Raw genomic sequence first — 12,423 nt, 5'->3', positions numbered from 1 at the left:
ATATTTGGCAAAATCCTGAATCGCTGGCACATTGATACTCAATTGAGACATCCTCAAATGAAATAAGCAGTTTAGGAGTTGCATTATGTGTTCGATTTTTTCAATTTTAGATATTCAATCCGATGCGAAAGAGCTGCGCCAAGTGGCACTGGAAATGTCCAAACTGATGCGCCATCGCGGCCCAGATTGGTCAGGCATTTACGCCAGCGATAAAGCGATTTTGGCCCATGAGCGCTTGGCGATTGTCGATATTGAACACGGTGCGCAGCCACTGTTAACCGAAGACGGCAGCCTTATCCTTGCGGTCAACGGTGAGATCTACAACCATAAAGAACTCAAAGCCCAACTCGGCGATAAATACAGCTATCAAACCAACTCTGACTGCGAAGTGATCTTGGCGCTATACCAAGAATATGGCACTGAATTTCTTGATAAATTAAACGGTATTTTCGCCTTCGTACTCTATGATAAAGCCAAAGACGCCTACCTTATTGGCCGCGATCATATGGGCATTATCCCACTGTACACTGGGCGTGATGCAGCGGGTAACTTCTATGTTGCCTCCGAAATGAAGGCGCTGATGCCCGTCTGTAAAACCGTGGCCGAATTCCAGCCAGGACAATATCTGTACTCAACCACAGGTGAGCCAGTGCAATACTACACTCGCGATTGGCAGAGCTTTGATGCGGTGAAAGATAACGGCGCCAGCCAGGAAGAATTACGCGATGCCCTCGAAGCCGCCGTTAAGCGCCAATTGATGTCCGACGTGCCCTACGGCGTGTTATTGTCTGGCGGCTTAGATTCATCGGTGATCTCGGCGATTACCCAAACCTTTGCCAAGCGCCGTATCGAAGATGACGATCAAAGTGGCGCTTGGTGGCCACAGCTGCACTCCTTTGCCGTGGGTTTAAAGGGCGCACCCGATTTAGCCGCCGCGAAGAAGGTTGCCGATGCGATTGGTACCATTCACCACGAGATCAACTTTACCTTCCAAGAGGGTTTAGATGCGATTAAGGAAGTCATCTACCACCTAGAAACCTATGATGTGACCACCATTCGTGCCGCGACACCTATGTACCTGATGGCCCGTAAAATCAAGGCGATGGGGATCAAAATGGTGTTATCGGGTGAAGGGGCCGATGAACTCTTTGGCGGTTACTTGTACTTCCATAAGGCACCAAACGCGCAGGCCTTCCACGAGGAACTCGTGCGTAAACTGGATAAACTGCATCTATTCGATTGTCTGCGCGCCAACAAAGCCATGGCGGCGTGGGGACTCGAAGCTCGCGTGCCTTTCCTCGATAAGGAATTTATGGATGTGGCGATGCGTATCAACCCTGAGGCAAAAATGTCTAAGGATGGCCGGATTGAGAAACACATTCTGCGCCAAGCCTTTGAGCATAAATTGCCAAAAGAAGTCGCCTGGCGTCAAAAGGAGCAATTCAGCGATGGTGTGGGTTACTCTTGGATCGATGGTTTAAAGGCCCATGCCGCTGAGCAAGTAGACGACTTGCAACTGGCCAACGCGAAGTTCCGCTTCCCGTACAACACGCCAGAAACCAAGGAAGCCTATTTCTACCGTTGTTTCTTTGAGGAGCATTACCCCTTAGCTAGCGCGGCCGAAACCGTGCCCGGTGGCAAGTCAGTCGCCTGCTCTACTCCAGAAGCGCTGGCATGGGACGAAAGCTTACGTGGCATTATCGACCCATCGGGCCGTGCCGTACGCTCAGTGCATGCTGCCAGCTATTAATCGCTAACGCATGTCATCAAGATAAAAGCCACCCTAGGGTGGCTTTTATTTTTCACTCTTTCACTCACTTCTTTAAGAATCGGATCTAGCACTGCCACGCTAGGTAAACGCAAAGACGGCCAAACAATATCGCCTTAAGTGCTTTAGCAAGATAAAAACCTAATGACCTAGGCCGATATCGCCAGTGGTGAAACGGGCGTTGCATCTTTAACCTTGGCAATTTGTCGAGAGGACGTTGCAAGAAACGCCTTCCCCGCTTTTATCCCTTGTTGGTAATCAATTCGTAAATCCGCATCTGTGCTACCTAACAACTTGCTCTGTAATGGCGCCTTCGCAAAAATCTGCACAATTTCGACATCATCGGGAGGATTGGCAATAAAATCTAACTCGGCCTGATAGGCCTCTTCATGCTGCACTAAGTAATCAATGGTCTTTGGGCAAAAACCAGAAACACAGATCCACGATTTAAGCTTATGTACCCAAGCCGATTGGGCTTGAAAGTCTGCATTGACCGTCCTCACTACCACAATTTTACGGGCACCCCGTTTATACGCCTCACGCACGGGCAGCGGCGCCGCTAAACCACCATCGAGATAAAAGTCCTGCTCGGGTTCGAGTGTCGCATCGCTATGATTGGCAGATTCAATCCCTAGCCAAGGCGTTAACTTCACTCCCTGTTTATATAAAAAAGGCAATGCGCTAGAGGCTTTAAGTAACTCACGCCAGTGCTCATGACTGGTTGGACTCAAGAAATACCCTTGGCGATCGCTAACTCTCGTGGTGGTGATAAGGAGTTCTCGCCCATTGAGGGATTGACTCGCCGCGGCTAAATCCAGCTTAAAGCTGCCACGCTGAGTCTGGGCAAAATACCAGTCGAGATCGATAACATTCGCACCAATCAGACCGCGCCCTAGTTGATAGAAACGTTTATGGCGCGTTAGCCCCCGGATAAGTTTTTTGGCGTAACCCTTTTGTCTGGCTAAAAAGCTGGTCAAGTTTTGCGAGCCTGCTGAGGTACCAATCAATAAATCGAATGGGTCGAACTCCGCCTCAAGCCAAGCATCGAGTACGCCTGCGGTAAAAATGCCACGCTGGCCGCCACCTTCTGCAATTAACGCCACTTTCGGCGCAGTAACAGGTTGAGAGGCAGAAGATAAATGGCTAATCGGCGGCATAACTGACCTTATCGCAACAAAGACGCAATGGAGAATAGATAAGCTCAGTCTAAACAAAGATTGCTATAGCAAAAACCGGATAGAATCAATCGCGGTAATCGAAAATTAAAATAAGCTGCGAATGACATGCATGATGCTGGCGTTATCATCTGGCGTGGGCGACTCGCCAATCGCGGGTTGATTAAGGGGGCATGGTTAGAGAGTGAATGATTAACCATGCCAGCCGCACAGGATAAAACTAATCCTTGGCAGCACATTCGCATGAGAAAAACATGAGAAAGAGATGAGCGAGTTATCAAATAAATATCGAGTAAAAGATAACGAGCCAACCCGAGTTAGCTCGTTATCTGTAAGGGCCTATCCCACTAGAACTTATGGCTCAGTTCAAGCGTGACATTGCGAGGCTCGCCAGGGAAATGGCCATTGCGCTCACTAAATCCGCTGACAGCATATTCCTTATCGAAGATATTCTTCAGATTTACGCGCACTTGGGTTTGGTCCCACTGGGTCGTCCAGCTCATATCAAACACAGTATGGGGTTTTACCGTTTGACCATTGAGGCTAAATTGCTCGCCCACATAGTCCATCCCAAAGGCGATGGCCGAATCAATCGCTTGAATATCATAGCGTGTCCATAACCCTGCTTGATGGCGCGGCGCATTGGCAAAACGTTTACCGTCACCGAAGGTGTTGGTCAGGCTGTCGTTGGTCACACCTTTGATCACTTCGGTATCGTTATAGGCATAGTTGGCGGTCATGGTCAGGTTATCGGTTAAGTCCCCCACCAGCGTCCATTCGATGCCTTGACTGCGCACTTCGCCTAAATTCACTAAGTCAGGGATACCATCATCCTTGCCGGTATCGAGCGGGTTCGCCTGAGCCACGTTTTGTTTTTCAATACGATAGAGCGCGAGTGTGGTCATAAACTGGCCATCCAACCACTCGTTTTTCATCCCAAGCTCAATTTGATTACCGGTTTCAGGATCAAGATAGCCATCGCCCCCTTCCTGCTCCTGATCGCTCAATGAAGCGGGATTAAAGCTCTCTGAATAGTTCAAGTAAAAGGACATAGACTCGAGTGGACGATAATTCAGGCCCGCCCTTGGGGTAATGGCATTATCGCTAAAGGAGAATCCGGTCTTCTTGTTGTAATCTTCAAACTGACTAAAACGCAGGCCTGCAATCAATGACCACTGTTCGTTAAAATGCAGATGCTCTTGCAGATACAAGCCAAAGCGGTTGGCACGGGTACCGTCAGTATCCATGTCTTTTAACTGATAAGTACTAGGATCAGTCTCACCGTAGTTAAGCTCATAAATATTCAGGTTACCGACGCCGGTTTTGTCCGTCGCCAGTTTGTAATGGTACTCGGTTTCAACATAGTGATAATCGCCGCCGAACAGAAACTCATGCTCAAAACCTAAGGCATCGAAGCGATAGACGAAATCATTGGTTAAACTGATTTCATCATTAGCACGGGCTTGCACCCGATATTCACGTTTGATGGTGCCATCCGCGCTGTTAGCTTTGCCATCACCGTTGACATCAACCCAACCACGGGACTCGTGGTACTGCTGATCGGAGTCATTCGTGAGATAACGGAGCTGCGTTTTGACCGAAAAATCATCCGTAAATTGATGATCGAGAATCGCTTGCAGCACCAAAGCATCCATCTTTTGAAAGTCGCTCTTCTCGTTAGCATTGTAGGAAGGATCAACCAAAAAATTACCCGCATCATCCACGGGTACGCCACGGAGTCGATTGCCACCCAAATCCTGTTTGATCAGATCGAATGTGGTGGTGAGCTTGGTATCTTCACTGATTTCATACAGTAAGCCACCCGCCACTTCGGCATTCATGCTATCGGCATTGTTACGAAAGCTATTTTCCTGCTGATAATAGCCCCCTAAACGATAGGCTAAATCCTCGGTTAAGCCGCCGGTGAAATCCAGCGAACCGCCCATCATGTCGTAACTGCCCGTGCTTAGGGTGAGCTCTTTACGCTCAACAAACGTCGGCTTTTTAGTGACATAGTTGATCATGCCGCCGGGTTCACCGCCGCCATAAAGTGCCGATGCGGGACCTTTTAACACTTCAACCCGCTGCACGTTGAACAGTTGTGGCACCGAAAAGCCCGAATACGGATCGCCACGCACGCCATCGTAAAACACGTTGGCATCGTCGCGAAAGCCACGAAAGGTCACACCGGAATAGCTAAATTCACTCACTCCAGCAATGGAGCGGTATAAGTCGGTAATACTGCGGGCGGCTTGGTCGTCAATCAGTTGCTCGGTCAACACTTGTACCGACTGCGGCAGCTCCATCACATTAACCGCCGTTTTTGTACCGATTTCCGTCTCTTTATCGACGTACATTTGCATGGCGCGACCACGTACCACAATCCGCTCGGGCGCTTTAGTGTCAGTCTGCACATTGATTTGCGCTAAAGCTTGAGTGCTTGCTTGGGTAGCGGATTGTGCCGCTGAAGCTTTTTCTTGCTCGGGTTTGCTCTCTTGAGCGTTAGACGCTGCCGCCAAGACCAAATGCGGCATCAGGGCAAGCGTTAGTATTGAATAGGCAAAACGAGATTTCACAAAGTCCCCCAACCTCGAGTAGACCTGTGGTCTACTCCTGTCATCTTAAGTTGGCGTCATTATAAAGTTTGAATTTTAGATGACAATAATTCTCATTTAAATTTACATCGATGGGGTTTTGTAACAATTGTAAAGATGGGCGCGTCACTCAAATGCAGGAGCGCAGCTCTTATCTAGGCCAGCGCCAGCATAAATAAGCCAGCATCACTCTGCTGGCTTTTTACTGTGTTTACTGGATATAACGCTTTGAATGTAAAGACTTAAAAAATAGCCTCATCGAGCGTTGTTAACATCTCACTCGCCTGCTCCAACTGTTTACGCAGGCTGCGGCTTTGCACGGCCCAATACGCCATATAAAAGTCCGCCGTTTTCAGTTTAGCTTGATAAAAGTCGGTCTCTTGCGTGCCATTTTCGAGTGCCGTCAGGGCAATCTTAGCCATACGCGCCCACATCCACGCAAGGGCGGTAATGCCAAATAACTCCAGATACGCCATCGATGCCGCGCCGATAATGTCGGGATTGCTCGCCGCATGGGTCGCTAAATAACCACTCGCCTTTTGTAAATCGGTGGCGCAATCCATTAGCCCGCTCACATAGGGCTGCATTTGCGGATCTTTGCCCTGTGATTGAATGAACTCAGTCACTAGCGCTGACCATTGCTGCATGGCAGCGCCGCGATCGCTCAGCAGCTTACGCCCGACTAAATCGAGCGCCTGAATCCCGTTAGTGCCTTCATAAATCAGTGCAATACGGCTATCACGTACAAACTGCTCCATTCCCCACTCGTGGATATAGCCATGACCACCAAACACTTGCTGGGCATCCACACAAGCATTAAAGCCACGATTAGTGATAAAGCCTTTCACCACTGGGGTAAATAACGCCGCTAACTGGGCAGCCACTTTCGCCTTGGCTGGATCGCTATGGCGCTCAGCCTCATCGAGCCACAGAGCCTGCTGGCCAACGAGTGCACGGGCACCTTCGTTAAAGGCTTTTTGCGATAACAACATCCGGCGCACATCAGCGTGCACCAAAATCGGATCGGCGGCTTTTTCGGGCGCTTTAGCGCCACTGATGGCGCGGCTCTGCAATCTGTCCTTGGCATAGGCTAAAGCGTTTTGATAGGCAATTTCGGACACGCCTAACCCCTGCATTCCAACACCTAAGCGTGCTTGGTTCATCATGGTAAACATCGCGCGTAACCCTTGGTGGGGTTCTCCGACTAACTCACCGAGTGCCCCCTCAAATACCATCACGCAGGTCGAGTTGCCGTGGATCCCCATTTTGTGCTCAAGACCGCTAGCATAGAGGCTGTTCGCCTCTCCTAAACTACCATCACTGTTAACTAACACTTTGGGCACGGCAAACAGCGAAATCCCCTTCACAACTTCGGGCGCATCGGGTAAACGGGCGAGTACCAGATGCACTATGTTATCGGTAAATTGATGGTCGCCCGAGGAAATAAAAATCTTCTCCCCAGTGATGGCAAAATAGCCGTCCGCCGCGGGAACGGCCTTAGTGCGCAATAGCGCTAAATCGGTTCCGGCATGGGATTCGGTGAGGTTCATGGTGCCAGTCCATTCACCACTCACTAATTTGGCTAAGTATTTCTGTTTAAGTGCCTCACTGCCGTGGGCGTGAATGGCCGAATAGGCGCCATGGGTAAGGCCGGGATACATGGCAAAGGCCATGTTGGTCGAGGTTTGCATCTCGGTCGCAAAAATCCCGACCACTTCGGGCAGTCCTTGACCACCAAAGGCGGGATCGCAGGTCAGTGTCGGCCAGCCATTGTCGACAAATTGCTGATAGGCGTCGGCAAAACCTTCGGGGGTGACCACTTTGCCATCGACGAGTTTGCAACCCTGCACATCCCCCACGCTATTTAACGGCAACATCACCTCTGTACTGAAATCCGCCATACCTTGAAGGATGGCATCGACCAGATCGGGGTCGATTTCATCGAAGCCTTTAAGAGCATCTTGCTGATAAATATGCAACATTTCATCGAGGATAAATTGATAGTCACGTAGTGGTGCTTGATAGACTGGCATAATCGCTTCCCTTTCTTGTTTTATGACAATGGACTAAGTGCTCTGACCACTTTAGCTAAATCTGTTGAAAAAGGAAGCATCTGAGACTCTGTGCAGTACTTTTGTTTACACAATCGAACAGCGAAACCGTAAATTGATCGCAACAAAGGCTTATGCTCAAGTGCAAAAGTTTGTAAGCTAAGTGTCTGTATTGCTGATACGTCATCAGGTTGAGGATATTGTTACTATGGGTTCTGTTACCACCAAAAAACACGCAAACGGACTCGATTATGTCGAAGTAAACACTGCGTTATGCCAAGCAAGGATTTTTTTACAGGGCGCGCAAATCGACCATTTTCAACCCGTAGGTAAGCCGCCCTTGTTATGGGTGTCTTCGGCGGATGACTATCAACCCGGTAATGGGATCCGTGGTGGTGTACCCGTCTGCTGGCCTTGGTTTGGCATGAGCAATCAAGCTAATTTTCCACAACATGGTTTTGCCCGCACCCGTATTTGGACACTCGAGTCGGTTGAGATGCGGAATCAACTGGTGGATTTACGTTTTAGCTTAACCATCAGCGAAGAAGACAAGGTCTTTTGGCCGCACCATACCCAAGTCAACGTACTCTTTACCTTAGGTGAAACCTTAAGCATCAGCTTAGTTAACACTAACCTTGGCGATGTGCCCGTTACGCTCACCCAAGCACTACACAGCTATTTTCCGATTGAAGATATTCACCAGCTTAAAGCCACTGGTTTTAGTGGCGCTCAATATATTGAGTTTGCCGAAGGGCCTTACCCGCAAACGACAGATGATGTGCTATTTGACCGCGAAACCGACCGCGTTTACACCAACCTAGCTCCAGTACAACACTTATATACGCCCCAAGGTGTGATTGAAGTGAGCCGTGAAAATAGCCAATCGGCCGTGCTGTGGAACCCTTGGATTGAAAAATCGACTCGCCTTGCCCGCTTTAATCACGATGACTATCTGACCATGGTGTGTCTCGAAGCCGCCAATGTGCTTGAAGATAAATTAACGCTGGCTCCCGGCGAGAGTCACAGTTTAGTTACTCATATTCGCTGGGCAGACTAATCCGTCTTTATCCCCCATCAATGCAAAAGCCCAGTGCATGACTGGGCTTTTTTATGCCATCACATTCACGATGGTTATCTGTTTGGCAATCACCGCCTACTTAGTGCTTTTCTCAAAACGCGCTAACAAGCTTGAGGTATCCCAACGATTGCCACCCATGGCTTGAACTTCGGAGTAAAACTGATCCACTAGCGCGGTTAAGGGTAAGTGCGAACCATTGCGGCGAGCTTCTTCTAGGGCGATGCCTAAATCTTTGCGCATCCAATCGACGGCAAAACCAAAATCATAGCTTTGGCCCCACATGGTTTTGTAGCGATTTTCCATCTGCCAACTTTGCGCCGCTCCTTTACTGATCACTTCAATCACTTTTTCACCGTCAAGACCCGCTTTGCGGGCAAATTGCAGTGCTTCGGCAAGGCCTTGAACCACACCTGCGATACAAATTTGGTTGACCATCTTAGTGAGCTGGCCTGCACCAACCTCACCTAAGCGCTCTGCGCAGCGTGCAAACGCTTCGATAACGGGCTTAACACGTTCGAATACGGCTTGATCGCCCCCGACCATCACGGTCAGTACGCCATTTTCGGCGCCAGCTTGGCCACCCGATACAGGCGCATCGAGAAAATCGACGCCTTTTTCGGCCAGCACTTTATGTAATTCACGGGCCACATCGGCAGAAGCCGTCGTATGGTCAACTAGTACTGTGCCTGGCGCCATGCCATGGATCACGCCATCATTGCCTAATACCACTTCACGCAAGTCGTTATCATTGCCTACACAGGTAAATACAATATCTTGGCCAATAGCCGCTTCTTTAGGCGTTGGGCAGCAACGACCGCCATAATTCTCGACCCAAGTTTGTGCCTTAGCAAAAGTGCGGTTATACACAGTAACCTCATGGCCCTTGCTGAGTAAGTGTCTTGCCATGGGGTAACCCATTACGCCTAAACCAATAAATGCGACTTTTGCCATGAGGAATTCCTTTGATTGATAAACTGGGTGAAACGTTTTACACCACACATTTGTACTGCGTTCATTAACATCGCTCAATTGACAACACTGAGTTGACAACAATGGACTAACGACACGCAGAACGCGCGCTTATGTTACTCCGAGAAAGACCCGACCTAAACTAAAAAAATGCGAGCAAGTGTTTCAACTTAAAGGGTCAATCCGTAGCAAAAAACGCTGGCGCGCAGTGTAGCACTCGCTTAGGCAAGCGTCAGAGTAAAAATGCCCTCGGCAGCAAACGCAGTGTTCGACAGAAACAACAAAGGCGCACATCGGCGCCTTTGTTTTGTATCACAAGCCAAAATCACTTTTGCACGTGGGCTTCCATTTCGGCGCCAATTTTCTTGCGCATCTCCATTAAACGCAGCGCAGAATCACGCAGATGAATATCATGCTCAGTCTGCGGCACCCATTCAGGCACAGGTGTCGGTTGCCCGTTTTCATCCACGGCCACCATGATAACGATACAGTGAGTCGTGAGATGGCGCTCAGAAACCTTAGGATCCCCTGCCCGCACATCAATACCGATATGCATCGAGGTCTTGCCGGTATAAATCACCTTAGCGCTAACTTCGACAATATTGCCAACGAGGATCGGCTGTACAAATCGAATTCCCCCCGCATAGGCAGTTATGCAATATTTACCACTCCAACCTGCTGCGCAGGCATAGGCCGCAAGGTCAATCCATTTCATCACAGCGCCGCCGTGAACCTTACCACCAAAATTCACATCTGCGGGTTCTGACAAAAATCTCAGGGTAATTTGTCTATCGATACCAGCCATATAACCTCAACTTATTCAGCCTCTGTGGCTCAATGATTTTGCAATAAGTTGAGTTTACGATAGAAATGGTCAATAGCGTAAAGATAATTGCGATTGTCTTGGCGAAGATAACCGATTTAGCCAAAGTAGCTTATCAGCCCACAGGAGAGTAATAATCCCGGCAACGCTAAGCGATACAACCACAACTGTAATTGGCTGCTAACAAAACGAGTACCTCTGCCGAAGGTATAAAGCCCTAGTCCAAATAGAAACAGCCCAATCACTTCAAATCCCGACGATAAATGGTTGTTACCACCGACGCTGATGGCAGTCACCAATAAGGCGAACCACACCAGCACATATGCCGCAATCGCAAAAGTGAAGGTCTTCATGCCGATATCCATATTAGGATGCCAAGCTTTAGATTCACCACGAATTAATTCGGTTAAATTAGCGGTTACCGCACCAACGATAGGCACAAGCGGGATCACCAGAGGGTTGAGCATGACAAGCTTCCTTTTAGACGGAGTATGCCTGTCATTATCGGCGCCAAGTAAGATTAAACAAGTAGGATGAACAAAGGTTAACCCTCAGGATATCAGCATGTTAGAAAGTGATATTCGGCACAATTTGAGCATAAAAAATGCGCCCATAGGCGCATTTTTTTATCGAGCTTATCGCTATTTAGATTTTCTTAAACAGCAATGAACCGTTAGTGCCACCGAAACCGAAGGAGTTACACAGAGCATACTCTAACTTCACATCGCGGGCAGTGTGTGCCACGAAGTCTAAATCACAACCTTCGTCTGGATTATCGAGGTTGATGGTCGGCGGTACGGCTTGATCGCGCAGCGCAAGCAAGGTGAAAATCGCTTCAACCGCACCCGCAGCGCCCAGCAAGTGACCCGTCATAGACTTAGTCGAACTGACCAGCAGATTATAAGCGTGGTCGCCAAATACAGATTTCACCGCTGCCGCTTCGGCTTTATCGCCCGCTGGCGTTGAAGTACCGTGCGCATTGATATAACCAATTTTTTCAAATGGCAGCTTGGCATCATTCACCGCATTAACCATAGCAGCAGCGGCGCCCGCACCATCGCTTGGAGGCGATGTCATGTGGAACGCATCACCGCTCATACCAAAGCCAACGAGTTCGCCATAAATGGTCGCACCGCGCGCTTTAGCATGTTCGTATTCTTCCATCACCATCACACCCGCGCCATCACCGATGACGAAACCATCACGGTCTTTGTCCCACGGACGGCTAGCCGCCGTTGGGTCATCGTTACGGGTTGACAGAGCTTTGGCCGCGCCAAAACCACCTACGCCTAATGGACAAGTCACATCTTCGGCGCCGCCTGCGATCATCACATCGGCATCGCCATAGGCAATGGTGCGCGCCGCAAAACCGATGTTGTGCACACCAGTAGTACAAGCGGTCGTGACGGCAAAGTTAGGGCCAGTCATACCGTACATAATCGATAAATGGCCAGCAATCATGTTGATAATGGTGCTTGGCACGAAGAAAGGCGAAATTTTACGAGGGCCACCGCTTAATAGCGCGCTGTGGTTTTGTTCGATTAACCACATACCGCCCATGCCCGCACCGATAGCGGTACCGACGCGGCCTGGGTTTTCTTTGCTCATATCCAGACCCGAGTCTTGGATAGCTTGGATGCCAGCAGCCATACCATACTGAATAAAGAGGTCCATTTTACGGGCGTCTTTTTTGGTTAAGTACTGCTCAACATCAAAATCTTTTACAGAACCACTGAAACGAGTGGTGAATTCGCTGGCATCAAATTTGGTTATAGGTGCAATACCACTCTTACCCGAAAGCAGCGCCTTCCAAGTAGTATCGACAGTATTACCCACGGGAGTTACTAACCCTAAACCGGTTACCACTACACGACGTTTAGACACGGCAGTCACCTTTTAATGCTAAATAGATAAGGTTATGACAGACAATGGTGTTTCTATCATAAAGAGTCTTCGCCAATCTGC

9 protein-coding genes are annotated in these 12,423 nt (G+C 49.1%); 2 read left to right on the top strand and 7 right to left on the bottom strand.

Annotation, left to right across the window (positions count from 1 at the left end; all coding sequences use genetic code 11):
• Window positions 1-85 precede the first annotated feature (85 nt).
• Entirely contained in the window at window positions 86-1,750 is a 1,665-nt protein-coding gene (gene asnB, locus CBX96_RS03180) for an asparagine synthase B (protein ID WP_088211528.1), read from the top strand.
• Window positions 1,751-1,917: 167 nt separating this feature from the next.
• On the opposite strand, the gene CBX96_RS03175 is transcribed toward asnB, so the two are convergent.
• From CBX96_RS03175 to CBX96_RS03165, 3 genes are all read right to left on the bottom strand, one after another.
• Complete coding sequence (locus tag CBX96_RS03175; RefSeq protein ID WP_109285673.1) at window positions 1,918-2,925, bottom strand: patatin family protein; 1,008 nt, start codon at window positions 2,923-2,925, stop codon at window positions 1,918-1,920.
• A gap of 365 nt (window positions 2,926-3,290) precedes the next feature.
• Window positions 3,291-5,519, bottom strand: coding sequence for a TonB-dependent siderophore receptor (locus CBX96_RS03170; RefSeq protein ID WP_109285672.1), 2,229 nt, complete (start codon window positions 5,517-5,519; stop codon window positions 3,291-3,293).
• Between the two features lie 260 nt (window positions 5,520-5,779).
• On the bottom strand, window positions 5,780-7,570 hold the full coding sequence (locus CBX96_RS03165; protein WP_109285671.1) for an acyl-CoA dehydrogenase C-terminal domain-containing protein: 1,791 nt from the start codon (window positions 7,568-7,570) through the stop codon (window positions 5,780-5,782).
• Window positions 7,571-7,796: 226 nt separating this feature from the next.
• Here CBX96_RS03165 and CBX96_RS03160 point away from each other — a divergent pair, with 226 nt between their 5' ends.
• The gene (locus tag CBX96_RS03160; protein WP_109285670.1) at window positions 7,797-8,645 is read left to right on the top strand and encodes a D-hexose-6-phosphate mutarotase; all 849 of its coding nucleotides are present in this window, start codon (window positions 7,797-7,799) and stop codon (window positions 8,643-8,645) included.
• A 96-nt stretch (window positions 8,646-8,741) separates the two neighbouring features.
• On the opposite strand, the gene CBX96_RS03155 is transcribed toward CBX96_RS03160, so the two are convergent.
• From CBX96_RS03155 to fabF, 4 genes are all read right to left on the bottom strand, one after another.
• Window positions 8,742-9,617 (bottom strand): NAD(P)-dependent oxidoreductase, encoded by an 876-nt coding sequence (locus CBX96_RS03155; protein WP_109285669.1) that lies wholly within the window; start codon window positions 9,615-9,617, stop codon window positions 8,742-8,744.
• 343 nt (window positions 9,618-9,960) lie between these two features.
• Window positions 9,961-10,440 carry an acyl-CoA thioesterase gene (locus CBX96_RS03150; RefSeq protein WP_011623149.1) on the bottom strand — a complete coding sequence of 160 codons (480 nt, stop codon included), beginning with the start codon at window positions 10,438-10,440 and terminating at the stop codon, window positions 9,961-9,963.
• Between the two features lie 116 nt (window positions 10,441-10,556).
• A complete protein-coding gene (locus CBX96_RS03145) occupies window positions 10,557-10,925 on the bottom strand; it encodes a hypothetical protein (protein WP_109285668.1) in 369 nt (122 codons plus the stop codon).
• 178 nt (window positions 10,926-11,103) lie between these two features.
• Window positions 11,104-12,342, bottom strand: coding sequence for a beta-ketoacyl-ACP synthase II (gene fabF, locus CBX96_RS03140; protein WP_109285667.1), 1,239 nt, complete (start codon window positions 12,340-12,342; stop codon window positions 11,104-11,106).
• Between the last annotated feature and the right edge of the window lie 81 nt (window positions 12,343-12,423).

This window comes from Shewanella sp. BC20 (genome assembly GCF_003129585.1).
GTDB classification, from domain to species: domain Bacteria; phylum Pseudomonadota; class Gammaproteobacteria; order Enterobacterales; family Shewanellaceae; genus Shewanella; species Shewanella seohaensis.
The sequence above is the reverse complement of the archived record's forward strand: the minus strand, read 5'-3'. Positions and strand labels throughout refer to the sequence as shown.